15 protein-coding genes and 1 riboswitch are annotated in these 18,163 nt (G+C 30.4%); of the genes, 11 read left to right on the top strand and 4 right to left on the bottom strand.

Features of this window, described 5'->3' with window-relative positions; all coding sequences use genetic code 11:
• Nucleotides 1-2 precede the first annotated feature (2 nt).
• From OW730_RS26245 to rsxC, 3 genes are read right to left on the bottom strand one after another with little or no spacing between them, the layout of a single operon-like run.
• The gene (locus OW730_RS26245; protein ID WP_271227012.1) at nt 3-560 is read right to left on the bottom strand and encodes an RnfABCDGE type electron transport complex subunit G; all 558 of its coding nucleotides are present in this window, start codon (nt 558-560) and stop codon (nt 3-5) included.
• The gene (locus OW730_RS26240; protein WP_271227011.1) at nt 561-1,493 is read right to left on the bottom strand and encodes an RnfABCDGE type electron transport complex subunit D; all 933 of its coding nucleotides are present in this window, start codon (nt 1,491-1,493) and stop codon (nt 561-563) included.
• Between the two features lie 11 nt (nt 1,494-1,504).
• Nucleotides 1,505-2,836, bottom strand: coding sequence for an electron transport complex subunit RsxC (rsxC, locus tag OW730_RS26235; protein WP_271227010.1), 1,332 nt, complete (start codon nt 2,834-2,836; stop codon nt 1,505-1,507).
• A 652-nt stretch (nt 2,837-3,488) separates the two neighbouring features.
• On the opposite strand from rsxC, the gene OW730_RS26230 reads away from it, so the two are divergent.
• Nucleotides 3,489-4,547: an ATP synthase beta subunit C-terminal domain-containing protein gene (locus OW730_RS26230; RefSeq protein WP_271227009.1), complete on the top strand. Its 1,059-nt coding sequence runs from the start codon at nt 3,489-3,491 to the stop codon at nt 4,545-4,547.
• A 106-nt stretch (nt 4,548-4,653) separates the two neighbouring features.
• Nucleotides 4,654-5,445 (top strand): class I SAM-dependent methyltransferase, encoded by a 792-nt coding sequence (locus OW730_RS26225; protein WP_271227008.1) that lies wholly within the window; start codon nt 4,654-4,656, stop codon nt 5,443-5,445.
• Between the two features lie 174 nt (nt 5,446-5,619).
• Here OW730_RS26225 and OW730_RS26220 read toward each other — a convergent pair whose 3' ends face one another.
• Nucleotides 5,620-6,084 carry a hypothetical protein gene (locus OW730_RS26220; RefSeq protein WP_271227007.1) on the bottom strand — a complete coding sequence of 155 codons (465 nt, stop codon included), beginning with the start codon at nt 6,082-6,084 and terminating at the stop codon, nt 5,620-5,622.
• 176 nt (nt 6,085-6,260) lie between these two features.
• Between OW730_RS26220 and OW730_RS26215 the strand changes: the two genes are divergently transcribed.
• The 9 genes from OW730_RS26215 to OW730_RS26175 all read left to right on the top strand — a co-directional run bounded on the left by OW730_RS26215 (nt 6,261) and on the right by OW730_RS26175 (nt 18,149).
• Nucleotides 6,261-7,634: an MATE family efflux transporter gene (locus tag OW730_RS26215; RefSeq protein WP_271227006.1), complete on the top strand. Its 1,374-nt coding sequence runs from the start codon at nt 6,261-6,263 to the stop codon at nt 7,632-7,634.
• Nucleotides 7,635-7,725: 91 nt separating this feature from the next.
• A riboswitch (Lysine riboswitch) is annotated at nt 7,726-7,896 on the top strand.
• 227 nt (nt 7,897-8,123) lie between these two features.
• Entirely contained in the window at nt 8,124-9,425 is a 1,302-nt protein-coding gene (gene lysA, locus OW730_RS26210; RefSeq protein ID WP_271227005.1) for a diaminopimelate decarboxylase, read from the top strand.
• A gap of 36 nt (nt 9,426-9,461) precedes the next feature.
• On the top strand, nt 9,462-10,667 hold the full coding sequence (locus tag OW730_RS26205) for an aspartate kinase (RefSeq protein ID WP_271227004.1): 1,206 nt from the start codon (nt 9,462-9,464) through the stop codon (nt 10,665-10,667).
• 41 nt (nt 10,668-10,708) lie between these two features.
• The gene (gene dapF / locus OW730_RS26200; RefSeq protein ID WP_271227003.1) at nt 10,709-11,548 is read left to right on the top strand and encodes a diaminopimelate epimerase; all 840 of its coding nucleotides are present in this window, start codon (nt 10,709-10,711) and stop codon (nt 11,546-11,548) included.
• Nucleotides 11,535-12,527, top strand: a complete 993-nt coding sequence (locus tag OW730_RS26195; protein ID WP_271227002.1) for an aspartate-semialdehyde dehydrogenase — start codon at nt 11,535-11,537, stop codon at nt 12,525-12,527. The genes dapF and OW730_RS26195 overlap by 14 nt, the downstream gene beginning before the upstream one ends.
• A gap of 16 nt (nt 12,528-12,543) precedes the next feature.
• Nucleotides 12,544-13,302, top strand: coding sequence for a 4-hydroxy-tetrahydrodipicolinate reductase (gene dapB, locus OW730_RS26190; RefSeq protein WP_271229633.1), 759 nt, complete (start codon nt 12,544-12,546; stop codon nt 13,300-13,302).
• Between the two features lie 108 nt (nt 13,303-13,410).
• Nucleotides 13,411-14,565, top strand: a complete 1,155-nt coding sequence (locus OW730_RS26185) for a GGDEF domain-containing protein (protein WP_271227001.1) — start codon at nt 13,411-13,413, stop codon at nt 14,563-14,565.
• A gap of 181 nt (nt 14,566-14,746) precedes the next feature.
• Entirely contained in the window at nt 14,747-16,675 is a 1,929-nt protein-coding gene (glgB, locus tag OW730_RS26180) for a 1,4-alpha-glucan branching protein GlgB (protein WP_271227000.1), read from the top strand.
• A 349-nt stretch (nt 16,676-17,024) separates the two neighbouring features.
• The gene (locus OW730_RS26175; RefSeq protein ID WP_333781249.1) at nt 17,025-18,149 is read left to right on the top strand and encodes a glucose-1-phosphate adenylyltransferase; all 1,125 of its coding nucleotides are present in this window, start codon (nt 17,025-17,027) and stop codon (nt 18,147-18,149) included.
• Nucleotides 18,150-18,163 lie beyond the last annotated feature (14 nt).

Genomic DNA, 18,163 nt, shown 5'->3' with positions numbered 1-18,163 from the left:
TGTTATTCTCCTTTCAAATTAGAATTATAGAACTCTACAGCATCATTAACTCCATTAACTACTGCTCTAGAAGTTATTGTTGCTCCAGTTATAGCTTCTATTTGATTTTCAGTTGAAGCTGAACCTTTTACAACTTCTAATTCTTTATTTGTAGATTTGTTTGTAAATTGTCCTGAAAACTGAGGCTTAGGAGCATTTGCACCAAGACCAGGAGTCTCTGAGTGAGATAAGATTTTAATTCCACCAATTGTACCGTCAGTGTAAATACCTACCATAATTTCTACAGCTCCACTATAACCTTTAGGGGATACCTTTATAGCATATCCAATAATTTCTTCACCTTTATATCCTACATTAACTTCAAGTATATTATCAGGAAGTTCAATTTGAGAATCTTTAAATTCATCTGCTTTAAGTATTTCATTCATAGCATTTTGCTTTGCACTTGCTTTGGCTTTAGCTATTGGCTCAGCTGTTATACTGTGAACTGCTCCTAAAGATAATCCTGCAAGAGCAGCAATTAATAATAAAATCATTCCAAGTCTTATATTATTTTTCATCTATTTTACCTCCCCAAATACTCTAGGAGTTGTGTAGCTATCAATTAAAGGTACTGCTAAATTCATTATTAATATTGAATAAGAAACACCTTCAGCGTAACCTCCAAATATACGAATAATAGAAGTTAGAATACCGCATCCTATTCCGAATATAAGATGTCCTTTTTTAGACATTGGTGATGTTGTATAATCAGTAGCCATAAAGAAAGCACCAATCATTAAACCACCTGAAAGAACTTCAAATAATCCATCGCCAGTCATGAATCCATTTCTACCGATTACTGTTGTTAAAACAAATACTGTTGCAATATATGATACTGGAATATGCCAGCTTATTACTCTTCTGTATAATAGATAAGCACCACCTATTAAAAGTGCAATGGCTGAAGTTTCTCCTATACAACCACCTGTGCTTCCAATTAAAACATCCATTAATCCAGCAACTGCAGTTCCACCTTCTTTTAAAACTCCTAAAGGTGTTGCAGTTGATACTCCATCAACAGTCCAATTAGTCATATGAACAGGCCATGATGCTAAAAGTACTGCTCTAGCAGCTAAAGCTGGGTTAACAATATTTTGTCCAAGTCCACCAAAGAACTGTTTAACTACAATAATTGCTATAAAACCACCTACCACAGGAAGCCATAATGGCACATGTGCTGGAAGGTTAAAAGCAAGTAAAAGTCCTGTTATAACTGCACTTAAATCACAAATTGTAACTTTTCTATGTGTTAGTTTTTGCCACAGTGCCTCTGCTCCTACACATGAAAGTACTGAAGCAAGTATAACTAAAAGTCCTTGCATTTTAAAGAAATATATTCCCGCTATAGTAGCCGGTAGTAAAGCTATTACAACATCTCTCATTATTCCTTGAACAGTATCATTTGAACGAATATGTGGAGATGATGATACTGTAAACATTCTATCTGACATACGTTTTCCTCCTACTTAGCCGTATTTTTTCTTCTATTAGCAATAATAGTTCTTTTTCCTTGACGGCAAGTTTGTGTTAAATGACGTTTTGCTGGACAAGCGAATGAACAACAACCACATTCAATACAATCCATACCATGATTTTTCTCGAAATCTTCATATTCATTTCTAAGAACTAAAGAATTAAGTTTAGAAGGTATTAAGAACATTGGGCATGCATCAACGCATTTACCACATCTAATACAATTTGATTCTTCAGGTAATACAGCTTGTTTCTTTGTTAAGCATAAAATTCCAGACGTTCCTTTGATAGCTGGTACATCTAATGAACTTAGGGTTGTCCCCATCATAGGTCCACCAGAGATAACTTTAACTGGATCTTCTTTAAATCCACCAGCAGCTTCAATAAGCTCAGTCATTGAAGTTCCAAACTTGACTCTAAAGTTTTTAGGATCTTTAACAGCTTCTCCTGTAACAGTAACAACTCTTTCCATTAAAGGACGTCCATTTACTACTGCGTTATATATCTCATATACAGTATCGATATTTTGCACCACACAACCTGCAGCAGCTGGAAGTTTTCCAGAAGGAACTTCACGTCCAGTTATAGCGTATATTAGCTGTTTTTCAGCTCCTTGAGGGTACTTTGTTTTTACTGTTTTAATTTCAATGTTATCAATACCTTTAGCAGCTTCTTTCATAGCTTGAATTGCTTTAGGTTTATTATCCTCAATTCCGATGTATCCCTTAACTCCTGGGAACATTTTAAGAATAATCTTTAATCCTGTGATTATTTCTGATGGTTTTTCAAGCATCATTCTGTAGTCACATGTTAGATAAGGCTCACACTCGGCAGCATTTATAAGTATGCTGTCAATTTTCATATCTTCTGGTGGAGTTAATTTGATATGTGTTGGGAAACAAGCACCACCCATACCAACAATACCAGCTTCTTTAATGATCTTTACCAATTCTTCTTTTGACATGCTTTCATAATTTTCATTTGGAAGCATTGTATCAACTTCCTCATAAGTATTGTCATTTTCAATGATAACTGACATTACTTTTGTTCCATTGGAATGAGGCATTGGTATAACATTCTTAACAATACCTGAAACGCTTGAATGAATAGGTGCACTAACAAATGCTGTAGCTTCACCTATCTTTTGACCTACTAAAACCCTGTCTCCTTTTTTTACTAAAGGTTCACAAGGTGCACCAATATGTTGTGACATAGGGAAAACCAAATCACCTTTTGGAAGCAGTGTTTCAATGTTTTTATCTTCACTTAACTTTTTGCCATGTGGAGGGTGAATACCTCTCTTAAAAGTTAAAAGTCCCATAGAACTCCCCCTTTTTCATAAGTGTTTAAATTTTTTAATTACCAACAATTCTAATCCTTATTAATCACTAAACAGGGATATAGAATATAATAAAATCAAATATATTATTAAATATGACTTATTAATTTATAATCTGTATATATATAATAACATTATTCTACATTAAAAATGAATTTTTCTGAAAATTCTTATTTTATTATTATGTAACTTAAACAAAAAATTAACAATAATTAATAATACTTTAACAAGGTAAAATTTGTTCAATATTTAACGAAATATGATTAGTTATGCTGGCGAATCATGCGATGAAAATAGGACAATACCATTAATAGATTAAAAAATGCTTTTTTATATTAAATTAAAATGTTAAAAAAATATTTATAGGAAATGGTATTTTAGAACTAATATTATGTTTAAAGTTTTGAAATACCATTTAAAAAGGTTATTATTTTCAAAAAAAAATTGCATTTATTTATTTTTTAACGAATGTTTTAGCTAATAATTGTTAATGAAAACGGAAAATAATAGAATTATTTATCAAGGGAATTATATGAGATTAAATGTTAGTGAAATATATTGGGAAAAAATATAATAAAAGGTATTGCGTTTCAGAGTAAAATAAATTACTATTTAAAGTAAAGGGAGGTATATTATGAGAGGAAATCTTAAGTTGAATGTACCATTACTTCGAAGTAGGGTACCTAACCTTACAATGGCTGCTAAGTTAGCGGGGTTAAGAGCCGCAACTGTTTCTAATTTATGCACAGGAAAGACTTCAGTGGAAAGAGCTGAAGTTAGAACAATTGTAACCCTTGCGCAGTTAGCAGGTTGTGGATTAGATGAATTGATAATTCAAGAGGAAGAGATCAAGATGATAGAAACAGGAATAAAGGTTATAGATCTTTTTGTTCCATTAATACATGAAGGAACTGTTGGGTTGGTAGCTAGACTTGGAAGTGGACAGATGTCATTAGTAGCTGAGCTATGCCATAGAATGAAGCGTAGTGGATACACAACTGTTTTTTGGAAACCAGAAAGTGAGGATTCAAGATTAAAATGTGTCATAGATGAGGCATCTGTTATTTGTAATACATTTGAAGAAGTAAAGGAATATATATCATCAAATCAGAGTGGTAGGGACTTAGTATTAATAGCGGATAGAAGCGTTGTAATATCAGGTGAGTTAAATAAATTAAATAAACTTATAGAAGAATTACAAGAAGGGAAGATAACAACTATTCTTGTAGATATTATTGGTAATACAATTGATGAGGTGGTGCCTTATGGACCATTAGATACTCTGATGAAGTTTGATGTTACACTGGCAAAACGAGGATTATATCCATCAATAGATCCTATATACTCCACATCAACTTTATTAGAGGGGGATAGGGTAAGAAATGAACATTTAAATATACAGCAAAGAGCGCGTAAATTACTTCGTCGTTATAGAGAATTAAATCTTTTAGTTAATATACAAGGAGAAGATATACTTAAAGGGAAGGATATCTTGACATATAAACGAGGAGAACGGTTAGAGGCTTATCTATCTCAACCACAATACGTTGTGGAAGATGTAACTGGAAAACCAGGAACGTGGGTATCGCTGAAGGATACACTGAAAGATGTTAAGGGGATATTAGATGGAGCTTATGATTCCATTGAATTAAAAAAATTATTATATATTGGAAAAGTGATGATAGATGAGTGAAAAAAGAATACGTAGAGCAGTAGGGGCAGTAATATTTCAAAATGATGAATATCTTCTAGTGCATAAGGTTAAGAGAATGAATGGGAAAAATGGGGAGTGATATATAGTGATTAATGAGAGTAATGTAGAGAGATTTTCAGGATTTGTGGATTGCTATGATAAATTCAGACCAGTACCACCAAAGATAATAGTTGAAAATATCATTCAATATATTGGAAGAAAACCTGAAATAGTAGCAGATTTAGGATGTGGTACAGGGTTATCAACATTTATTTGGAGTGAATACGCACATGAAGTAATAGGAATTGAGCCTAACCAAGATATGATAAATAAAGCAAAAGGAAAGTGTAATAAAGAAAATGTTATATTTAATCTTGGATATGGTAATGATACTAAACTTGAATCAGACAAGGTTGATGTTGTGACGTTTTCATCATCATTTCAATGGATGGAGCCTGAAAGTACCATAAAGGAAGTTTCACGAATTTTGGTTGAAGGTGGAATCATGGCAATTTACAATCATGACCAACCCCCTACTATAGATTGGGTAGTAGAGAAAACCTACAAAGAACTTTTCCATGAAATCTATGCAATATTGGATTGTAACCATGAAAATAAGTGCAAACTCTGGACCATAGGAGAATATCTAGATACTATGAGAAAAAGTAATAACTTTAGATTTATAAGAGAATTTGTAGTACATAGTAAGCTAAAAATGGGGGCTAAGGAGTTTATAGGATTTGCTGAGAGTCAAGGGGCATTTCAGAAGATTATTAAAGAGAATATTCCTGAAATTAATGAAAAGATAAGGGGATTTAAAGAAATTGTTATGGAACGATTAGGAGAGAAAAAAGTAGACTGTACTTTTGGTTATAGAGTAAGAATAGGCATTAAATAATAGTTTATATGAAATGAATACTTGTATTTAAAGAATAAAGAATAAAGATTAAAGAATAGGGAAAAAAACATGATTTATTTTCTATTCTTTAATCTTTATTTTTTACTTCAAAAATTCTTTTTGGTAGAATTACATCTAATCTATTTTAATAAATCAACTTTTATACTGGAATATCTATAATAATCTTTCAAGTTCTTTAATTGTCTTTTCTTTTCTAATTAAAACATTAGATAATATCTTATAAGCAAAAGTTTCAAAATCACTTTCTGATGTAACTAATTTACCTTGAATACTCATAAATAATGCAAAGATGTCTTTATGCAAAGCTGCTGTCCATTTAATTAACTTAGGAATATTATCAATTTTTTCATAGTAAATTTTGTTATTAAATTGGTTCATTAAGAAAGATATCTTATCATATATTCTAAAATCAATAATTTCTAAATTCATATCTTTTAAATCATGTATTATATCTTCATAATATTTAATTTCCCGTTCTATACTTCTAATTAAAACTGATTGAATTAGTTGGAACTTTTGTTTATCCTGTCCCATATAATCTATATTTAAGTATAATTGTTTTCTTTTTTCTGCCATATGTATAGTCTTATCTAATATGTCTATGATGTTATATGCCATAGGGTTCCTCCATGAAGACTTAGTAAAATATAATTCTTAAAAATTATATCATAGATATTGATTATTTTAGCCTAGTAGCTATAAGGTTATTCAATTAAACTTTAAAGTTATTAACATAAAAGGTATAATATTCTGTAGTGACTGTTATCTTAAGACATAATAATTGGGGGGTATTTATGAAGGGGAAGGGTTCAAGAAATCTATTAGAGGGAAGTATTAGCAAAAATCTTTTTTTAATGGCAGCACCTACTATGCTAGGTTTTATGTTTCAAATGTTTTATGATTTAGTTGACATGATTTGGATAGGTAAAATTTCAGCTGAGGCTGTAGCAGGAGTTACTATTTTTTCAACAATGTTTTGGATTGTTAACGTTTTGAATGAAATAATAGGTACAAGTTCAATCTCTTTGATTTCACAAAGTTATGGAAAGGGCGATGAAGATAGAACAAGTTTATGTATAGAACAAACCTTAACTTTTAAGGCTCTTGTGGCTGTGATAGCAGGAATCATTTTTTCAATTATACTAAGACCATTACTTGGCTTTTTTACTGATGACCCAGCTGTTTCTCAAGCAGCTCTAAGTTATGGTTATATTCGTATTTTCTTTTTACCAATAATGTTTTCATCTTATACTGTTAATACAGCATTCAGATGTGTAGGGGATTCTTTAAAGCCAATGATAATTATGATTATTTCGGCATTTTTAAATATAATATTAGATCCCATATTTATATTTGATGTGATTCCAGGAACGTCAATCCCAGGTTTTGGATTAGGTGTCTTTGGAGCTGCATTAGCAACTGTAATTTCAATTACTATTTCATTCCTTATTGCATTTGCTTTTGTTTTATCAAATAAAACTAAGGTGAAAATTAAAGTGAAAAGACTTTTTAAATTAAATTCTGAAATTGATAAAAAGCTTATAACTATAGGGCTTCCAAATGGAGTTGAAGGGTTAGTAAGAAATCTTGTTGGAATAGTTACCTTAAAATTTATTACTCTTTATGGAACTGCGGCAGTAGCAGCAATGGGTATAGGAAATAGAATATTTGGGTTTGCATTTATGCCTCTATTGGGACTATCTATGGGTAGCAGCACAATAGTTGGCCAGTGTCTTGGGGCTGAAAATTCAGAACGGGCAAAAGCTACAGCAAAATATGCAGCTGTATATGGTGCTTCATTGATGATACTTGTATCTATAATTGCATTTATTTTTCCAGAGAGAATTATGGGGATATTTATAAATGAACCTGAAGTTATTAAAATTGGTATTCCAATGATGAGAATAATTACTCCAGGGCTTATTTTGGCGGGGGTTGTTATGGGATACGGAAGTGTTTTTTCAGGTTCAGGATATAATGCTCCGTACCTAATATCAAGTGTTGTTGGAAGATGGATTGTACAAATCCCTATGATGATTTTAGTAGTTATAATATTAAAGCTTCCTATTGAATGGGTATGTATGACATATATAGCAGCAGATTTTGGTGAAATGATGGTTATACTTACAGCGTACAAAAGAGGAAAGTGGGAAAGAAAAAGAGTGTAAAAAAATATCATCATGGGATAAATTAGTACTTGATATTAAATTATTTTTTTGTTAGACTACTAATAATTCTAAAATTGAATATACGTAAACAATATATTACAGAGGCCGCGGTTGTTATTAGTACTATATAGATTGATTGTATAGGAAAGGAACAACTGCCGAAGTACAGAGAGAAATTCTCAATGTATTGGGACTATGTTGAATAAGCATAGTACTGTCTTTAGTTAATAGCCCAGTTTTCTAAGGGAGCGCTGTTTTATGTTGGGGCAAGAGGTTTTGTTTTTATGAATCTTTATACATTTCCATATATTTCTTTGGAAGAAGTATGTGCTTAGATTATGTATTTAATTTTTTGTATATAAAAACAGTCATGAGTGCCTTTTGCTCATGACTGTTTTTTTTATTTTGTAAAAAAACAATAAGTATAGATAATAGGAAGAATAATTGTGATAAATTAACTAACTAATGAGATTTGGGAGGAGAGAGTAAATGAGATTTTTTGGAACGATGAAGATGAATAACAATGGTAATTTACAAATAGGTGGATGTGATTCTGTTAAATTAACAAAAGAGTTTGGTACTCCTTTATATGTTGTTGATGAAGATTTAATTAGAGGAAATTGTAGAACTTTTAAAAATAACTTTGCCATGGAGGGAATTGACACTGAAGTAATCTATGCATCTAAAGCTTTTTTAAATTTAGCCATTTGTAAGCTTATATCAGAAGAAGGGCTTTCTCTAGATGTTGTGTCAGGAGGGGAACTGTATACAGCGCTAAGGGCAGAGTTTCCAGCACAGAAAATTTATATGCATGGAAATAATAAAACAAGAGATGAATTGATTATGGCTATCGAAGCAGGGATAGGACGAATAGTTGTTGATAATAGACAGGAGCTGGAGTTATTAGAATATCTATGTGAAGAATTGGATAAAAAAATTGATGTATTACTAAGGGTAAACCCAGGAATTGATGCTCATACTCATGAATATATTCAAACTTCAAAGAATGATTCAAAATTTGGAGAGTCTATTTTTTGTGAAGATATATGTTCTTTATTAAGTAAATTTAAAAATAGTAGAAGAGTAACTTTAAAAGGATTTCACTGTCATATTGGATCACAAATTTTTGAGGAACAATCATTTTATCAAGGTATTTCAGTAATGCTTCAATTTCTAGATAGAGTAAGAGTAGAGTGTGGTTTTATTACTGAAGAGTTAAATCTAGGTGGAGGATTTGGAGTCTACTACTCAAAAGAAGATACACCAATTAATTTAGAGAAATGTTTAAAGGATATGATTTTATTAATCAAAGAGAAGACTATGCACATTGGATTAAACGTGCCTAAGATCATGATTGAACCAGGTAGAGCAATAATTGCCAATGCAGGAACAACCCTTTATGAAGTTGGAGGAACTAAATTAACTTATGGAGGTAAGCATTTTATATTTGTAGATGGAGGAATGACTGATAATCCCCGAACTGCTTTATATGGTGCAAAATATGAAGCTGTTATTGCAAATAAAATGAATTTAGAAAATATAGAAACATACACAATTGCAGGAAAGTGTTGTGAATCAGGAGATGTGTTAGTAAAAGATATTGAATTACCTGAAGTTGAAAGAAAGGATATTTTAGCGGTACTTAGCACAGGGGCATACAATTACAGTATGGCTAGTAATTACAATAGAATTCCAAGACCAGCAGTAGTGTTTGTTAAAGATGGAAATGCGAAATTAACAGTTAAAAGAGAAACATATGAAGATATTCTTAGAAATGATTTATTGATTTAATAGACTTAAGATATAAGGAAAAGGGAGGAAGTATAGGTGAATGTCTTAGTACAAAAATATGGAGGAACTTCAGTAGGAAGTATAGATAAAATTAAGAATATAGCCAGAAGAGTAATAGAAGAAAAGAAAAAGGGTAAGGATATGGTAATTGTTGTTTCAGCAATGGGGAAATCAACAGATAAGCTTGTTGAAATGGCAAAATCCATATCAGAAAATCCATGTAATAGAGAAATGGACATGTTATTAGCTACTGGTGAACAGGTGACAATTTCATTATTGTCAATGGCATTAAAAGAGTATGGATATGATTCAATATCATTAACAGGATTTCAAGCAGGGATTATCACAGAAGGAAATCATACTAAGAACCGTATTACAAAAATTGAAATAGAAAAGATAAAAAATCATTTAAAAGATGGAAAAATTGTTGTTGTAGCGGGATTTCAAGGAATAAATGATAATGGAGATATTACAACATTGGGAAGAGGTGGTTCAGATACTACTGCTGTTGCATTAGCTGCAAAGTTGAATTGTGAATGTGAAATTTATACTGATGTAGATGGAATTTATTCTGTAGATCCAAGAGTTTTTCCAGAAGCAAAAAAATTAGACGTTATAAGTTATGAAGAGATGATGGAAATGGCTAGCCTAGGAGCTGGAGTTATGGAAACAAGAGCAGTGGAAATTGGATTTAAATTTAAAGTACCTATATATGTAGCATTAAATACAGGAGAAGTTAAAGGAACTTATATAAAGGAGTATGATGAAACTATGGAAGATAAAATGATAACAGGGTTAACAGCAACAGATGATGTTTTAATGATAACAATAAATAATGTTGAGTATAATTCAAAAAATATTGCATTAATATTTGATAAATTGGCAAAAGCTAACGTTAATATTGATATGATAAGTCAAACTGCACCGTTTAATGGTTTGGTTAATGTATCTTTTACAGCATCAAAGAATGATGTTTTTATAATTGATGAGGTTATAGAAAGTTTAAAGAATGAATTAAAGAAAATTGAAGTATCAAAGGATTCAAAAATATCAAAGATATCTGTTGTAGGAATAGGAATGATGAATCAATCAGGTGTAGCAGGTAAGGTATTTAAAATTTTCTCAGATAATAATATTGAATTTAAACAGGTAACAACTTCAGAGATAAGTATATCTTACACTATTGATTCAAATGATAAAACTAAAGCAATAACTGTATTATCAAAGGAATTAAACTTATAATTGTAGATTACCTAAAAGAAGGTATCTAGGAGGGGAATAATATGTTGCAATTTGAAAAATTACAAGGTACAGGAAATGACTTTATAATTTTTAACGGAATAGAGAATACACTACCAAATCATAATGAGTTAGCACAAAAAGTATGCAGCAGAAATTATGGAATTGGTGCTGATGGAATGATGGTGGTAGAAAAATCAAATATAGCTGATATAAAGATGCTATTTTATAATGCTGATGGAACTCAGGCTCCTATGTGTGGAAATGGTATAAGGTGCTTTGCAAAATACATTTATGAAAACAAGATCATTAAAGAAGAAAGATTTACAGTAGAAACTCTAGGTGGAATTATGAAGCCAGAAGTAATAATTGAAGATAAAAAAATTAAGAGTGTAAAGGTCAATTTAGGTAGCCCAATATTTTTATCAAAGGATATTCCTATTGATACTAATGAAGAGAACTTTATTGATAAAAACATCAAAGTTGGAGAAGAAACTATAAATATAAGTGGATTAGTTATTGGAACAATTCATACTGTAATTTTTGTTGATGATTTTAATAAAATCAACATAGAAGAACTAGGGAAAGCAGTTGAAAATCATAAATTATTTCCATTAAAGACCAACGTTAACTTTGTTAGAATAATTGATAAAACAAATATTGAAGTTATTACTTGGGAAAGAGGAGTTGGTATCACTTTAGCTTGTGGAACTGGGGCAGCAGCAAGTGCTGCTGTAAGTTCAATGCTTTATGATACAGAAAAAACAGTTAACGTACATGTTAAGGGCGGAAAACTAATAATAGAACAAATTGATGGTGCTATATATATGACAGGGCCAGCTGTGAAAATATGTGAAGGAGTTTATTATAATGAAAAAAGTTAATATAGCAATTGTTGGAGCCACTGGAATGGTTGGAAGAACATTTTTAAAAGTTTTAGAGGAAAGAAAGTTCCCTATTAATAATTTATATTTATTTGCTTCTAAAAGGTCAGCAGGAAATAAAGTAGAGTTTAATGGTAGTGAGTATATAGTAGAAGAATTAAATGAAGATTCATTCAAAAGAGATATTGATATTGCTTTATTTTCAGCAGGTGGGGATATAAGTAAAAGATATGCACCTATAGCAAAAGAAAATGGAGTTATAGTAGTTGATAATAGTAGTGCTTGGAGAATGGATCAAGATGTTCCTTTAATTGTTCCAGAGGTAAATCCTGAAGATGTTCAATGGAATAAGGGGATAATTTCAAATCCTAATTGTTCTACAATTCAAGCTGTTTTGCCTTTAAAAGTATTAAATGATGCTTTTAAAATAAAAAGAATAGTTTATTCAACTTATCAAGCTGTTTCTGGATCAGGGGTTGGAGGAATAATGGATTTAGAAAATGGTATAGAAGGAATCCCTAATCAGAAATATCCTCATCAAATAGCATATAACTGTATTCCTCATATAGATGTATTTATGGATAATGGATACACTAAGGAAGAAATAAAAATGATTGAGGAAACTAAAAAGATATTAAATGACAGCACATTAAGAGTTACAGCTACTACTGTTAGGGTTCCTGTAAGACATGGACATAGTATCTCAATAAATTTAGAGTTTGAGAAAGAATTTGATTTAACAGAAGTTTATAGTGTTCTAGAAAATGCTCATGGGATAATTGTACAAGATGATGTTGAAAACGATATATATCCTATGCCTATAAATGCAGAGGGAACAAATGAAGTTTACGTAGGAAGAATTAGGAGGGATTTTAGTTTAGATAATGGGATTAATTTATGGGTAGTAGCTGACAATATAAGGAAAGGAGCTGCTACAAATACAGTTCAAATAGCAGAGCTGCTTATAGATATCATATAAAGTTTTAGGAGGGCAAATAGTGAAATTAATACTAAGTGGATGCAATGGGACAATGGGACGAGCTATTTCTAATTTAATTGAAGAGAAAAAAGGTATAGAAATAATTGCTGGTCTGTCTAGAAATCCTAAAAAAAATAATAATTCTTATCCGGTATACACTAGTATATTTGAATGTAAAGAGCAAGTTGATGTAATTATTGATTTTTCAAATCCTCAATGTTTACCTAATGTAATACAGTATGCAGTTGAAAGAAACATTCCACTTTTAATAGCTACAACAGGTTTGTCTAAAAAAGATTTAGAAGATATTAAAATAGCGTCTAAAAAAATTCCTGTGTTATGCACAGCAAATACGTCACTAGGATTAAATCTGTTAATTAATTTAGTAAAAAAAGCAGCAGTGGTTTTAGAAGAAAATTTTGATATAGAAATTATTGAAAAACACCACAATAAAAAAATAGATGCACCTAGCGGAAGTGCTTTTATGATAGCGGATGAAATAAACAAAGAATTAGATAATTCAAAAAAATATGTATTTGGAAGAAGTGGGAATGAGGAAAAAAGAGCAAAAAATGAAATAGGTATACATGCTATCCGAGGAGGAAGTATATGTGGAGAGCATAATGTGATTTTTGCTGGATTAGATGAAATAATTGAGATTAAGCATACTGCATTTTCAAAAAAAGTTTTTGCTTTAGGGGCTATTAAGGCAGCTAAATATATTGTAAATAAAGATTATGGATTATATACTATGGAAGATTTGATTAATTTATAAATGAAAATGCCCAACAATTGTTGAGCATTTTTTTTGGTGGTATAATAATAATATATTGGAAAAAAATAAAATATTTATATCCTAACAAGTAGGTGATGAAATGTGAGTATGGACAAAATAAAGGAATGTATATTTATTTCAGTTCAAGATAAATATAAAGAAGAATTTAGAAGTGAAAATTTTGAAATTAATTTATCTATGGGAAAAACTATTTCAAAAGTATTTATAATAATTGAAGTTATAATGTTTATAATCTCAATTACTGACATAAAAAATCTAGTATTTAAAGTACATAACATGTATTATACTGTTATGTATGCTTTAATGATAATAGTAATGATAGTATTCCTAATTCTTTTTCAAAAAGTAGGGGATAATAATTGTAATAATACTATGATGATGCGAATTATTGAAATTTCTTTCGCAGGGTTTATGGTTTTATGGGCAGCTGGAATATCTATCATAGATCAATTACATTACGGACAAACAGTTGTATATATAGCTGGCGTTATATTTGTTGCAATAGCTACATATTTAGAGCCTATTTTTGTACTTGCAATATTTATTTTTGTACATACAATATTTATTGTATGTTTATTCTACATTCAAAAGTCTGACACTATATTATTTGGGAACTTTATAAATACAAGTACCATAATAGTTGTGTCATGGTATATATCTAGAAAGCAATTTAAAAACAGAATATCACAATTTAATAATAGAAAAATAATAGAACAACAAAACAAAGAATTAGAACGACTTTCTTATACTGATTCATTAACAGGAAGTTATAATCGTTATAAATTTGATGAAGTCATAGAGAATACATGGGAGGATTCTTTAGTACATAGAAAACCTATATCAATGATTCTATTAGATATAGATTATTTTAAACAATATAATGATAACTATGGACATCCAGCTGGAGATGAGTGTCTTAAACAAGTTGCAAAAGCCATATCACAGTATGCTAAAAAAATATCAGCTATTGCATCTAGATACGGTGGTGAAGAGTTTGCTATAGTATTACCTAATACAAATAAAGAACAGGTTTTTTCATTTGCAGAAGAAATAAGAAAAAGGATTGAAGACTTAGCTATCCCTCATGAATATTCCTCTGTTTCAAAACATATAACTGTAAGTTTAGGGACGTATACAGTTGTCCCAACTGATAAACTAGCTATTAAGAAATTTATATATATGGCAGATAAAGCTTTGTATAAAGCAAAAGGGACAAATCGTAATAATGTTGTAAGTTTATAATAAAGCTTCAAATATAAAAGAGTATTTAACCTAATTGGTTAGATACTCTTTTATATTTTGGGAGAAAAATTTATAACTTTAGGAATATTTTATTATCTGGCAAAATAGAATATCAAAGTATGTATTTAAGGAAAATTTAAGAAAAAATTTAAGTATTAAATTAAAAAAATGGAGGAGCATTATGTATCACGAAATGGAGTCTTTTAGTGAAAGCTATTTTGATTCAGGTGATTTACTATTAGAGAAGGATTATAAGAACTACAAATTTTTTGGTGCTCATTTAAAGTCATATAAAGGAGAAAAGGGGGTAAGCTTTACTGTTTATGCCCCTAACGCTGAAAAGATTAATGTTGTTGGTGATTTTAACAAATGGAATGGTATAAATCATACCATGAAAAAGAATGAGCGCACTGGTATATGGAATATTTTCATTTCGGGACTAAAAGAAGGAGATATTTATAAATATGAGATATATACGAAAGAAAAGGACGTTATGTTAAAAGCAGATCCCTATGCATTTTATTCAGAATTAAGGCCAAATACAGCCTCAGTAATTACTTCACTAGAAAATTATAAATGGAATGATAAAGAATGGATAGAGGAGAAAAAGAAGATTGCTAAGTACGAAAAACCAATAAATATTTATGAATTACACTTAGGTTCTTGGAGAAAAAAACATAATGATGAGTTTTATGAGTATAAAGAAATTGTTGTTGAAATTATTGAGTATGTTAAAAAAATGGGATATACACATATTGAATTGCTGCCAATTACAGAGTATCCCTTTGATGGTTCGTGGGGATATCAAGTGACTGGCTATTATTCTGTCACAAGCAGGTATGGAAAATTAGAAGATTTTATGTATTTTATAGATCAATGTCATCAAGCTGGAATTGGAGTTATTTTAGATTGGGTACCTTGTCATTTTTGTAAGGATGAACATGGATTATTTAAATTTGATGGAACAAGTCTTTATGAATATGATAACCCCATAATGGCTGAAAATTCAGAGTGGGGAACTGCTGCATTTGATTATGGAAAAAATAATGTGAAGAGCTTTTTAATATCTAATGCTATGTTTTGGTTTGATATCTATCATATTGATGGCTTAAGAGTTGATGCTGTATCTTATATGCTTTATTTGAATAGTGGGAAAAGAGACGGGTTGTATATACCTAATAAGTATGGAGGAGTAGAAAACTTAAGTGCAATAGAATTTATAAGAGAATTAAATCAGACTATAGCTAGATATTTTCCAGAAGCTTTAATGATAGCTGAAGAATCAACAGCATGGCCATTTGTAACAGGAGCTATTGAGAAAGGCGGGCTAGGCTTTGATTATAAGTGGAATATGGGTTGGATGAATGATATGTTGAAGTACATGGAAATGGATCCTATATATAGGAAGTGGCATCATAATTTAATTACGTTTTCGTTCATGTATGCTTTTTCTGAAAAGTTCATACTTCCTTTATCTCATGATGAAGTAGTTCATGGAAAAAAATCATTAATTGAAAAAATGCCAGGAGATTACTTTAATAAATTTGCTAATCTCAGGGTGTTCTTTGCTTATATGATAGCTCATCCAGGAAAAAAACTATCATTTATGGGAAATGAATTTGCTCAGTTTATTGAGTGGGATTATAAAAAGGAATTAGATTGGATGTTAAAAAAATACGAAAGCCATAAAAAAATGAAATATTTTACGGAAGAACTTAATAAGTTTTATATAAAGGAAAAATCATTATATGAATTAGATGATGATTCAAGAGGATTTTCTTGGATAGATCATCAAAACTATGAACAGAGTGTAATAACATTTATGAGAAAGGGAAAGAAGGAAGAAGACTTTATGATTATTGTGTGCAACTTTACACCTGTTCTACGTAAAAATTATAAGATAGGGGTTCCTTTCCTAGGGGAATATGAAGAAGTATTTAATAGTGATAGGGAAGAATATGGTGGAGAAGGAGTTAGAAATAAAGATAGGCTTATTGCAAATAATCTTGAATGGCATAATCAACCATGCTCAATAACTCTAACAATTCCACCTTTAGGAGCACTGTTCATAAAAAAACATAATGTAGAATTGAGAAACATTACGACATAAAACATAACTGAACAGTTGAAAATGGAAAGTGGAAAACGATGGATGTTTTGCTCCGCAAAACTGCATTTTATTGTTCCTTAGAATAAGAGGGGTTTACTCATTTTATCTTTAGATAAAATATTGTAATTTAGAACACAAGGTTTCATCAAGATGAAACGAGTAACCTATTCTTGTCCGAAGAACAATATGATTAAAATTTCTCAAAGAGAAATATCCTACGTTTTCAACTTTCAATTTTCAACTTTCAACTTGCTTTTCTAAAGCACAATGGTTTCTTAACAAGTAGTAACAATTCGTGGAATAAAGTTGATGTATTTATAAATAATCGGTATACATTAAGGGGGATTTTATGAATAGAAATAAAAAAGAAATTATATCTATGTTATTGGCTGGTGGACAAGGTTCGAGACTTAATATACTAACTAAAAAGATTGCAAAACCTGCGGTACCATTTGGAGGTAAGTATAGAATTATAGATTTTACATTAAGTAATTGTGCAAATTCAGGAATCGATACAGTTGGAGTACTTACACAATATAAACCATTAGAATTAAATTCACACATAGGAATTGGAAGGCCTTGGGGATTTGATAGAAACAATGGAGGGGTTACGATTTTAGCACCATATATGGGGCGTAGTGGGGGAAGATGGTACAAAGGTACTGCAAATGCAGTTTATGAAAATAAAAACTTTATTGATAAATATGATCCAGAATATGTACTTATTTTATCAGGAGATCATGTTTATAAAATGGATTATTCATTACTTCTTGAATATCATAAGGAAAAGGGGGCTGGAGCTACTATTGCTGTAATTACAGTTCCATGGGAAGATACAAATAGATTTGGAATAATGAATGTTAATAATCATGATAAGATTATAGAATTTGAAGAAAAACCTGAAAATGCTAAAAGTAATTTAGCCTCTATGGGGGTATATATATTTGATTGGAAATTACTAAGAAAGTACTTGATTGAAGATGAACAAGATGAAACTTCAGCTAATGATTTTGGGAAAAATATAATACCTAAGATGTTAAATAATGGAGTTGATTTATATGCCTATAAATTTGATGGATATTGGAAGGATGTAGGTAATGTAAAAAGTTTATGGGAAGCAAATATGGATTTATTAAAAGAGAATAATAAGTTAAATATTCATGACACAAACTGGTCTATATATTCAAATGATCCTGTTGGACCACCCCACTATATTAGTGAGAGTGGAAAAGTTAAATCAGCTATATTAAATGATGGATGTATTATACATGGAGAAGTAAGTAATAGCGTGTTGTTTCCAGATGTTTATGTTGGTAAAAATTCAAAAATTATTGATTCTGTTATTATGCCTGGAGCTAAGATTGAAGATAATGTAATTATTAATAAGGCTATAGTTATGAAAAATATAACTGTGAAATCAGGAGATTCAATAGAAGGTAAAAATCTAGACGAGATTGTTGTAGTAAGTGAATAATACTTTGAATGGGG

Origin of the sequence: Oceanirhabdus sp. W0125-5 (genome assembly GCF_027938815.1) — a bacterium.
In the GTDB taxonomy this organism is placed as follows: Bacteria; Bacillota; Clostridia; order Clostridiales; family Clostridiaceae; genus Oceanirhabdus.
The sequence above is the reverse complement of the archived record's forward strand: the minus strand, read 5'-3'. Positions and strand labels throughout refer to the sequence as shown.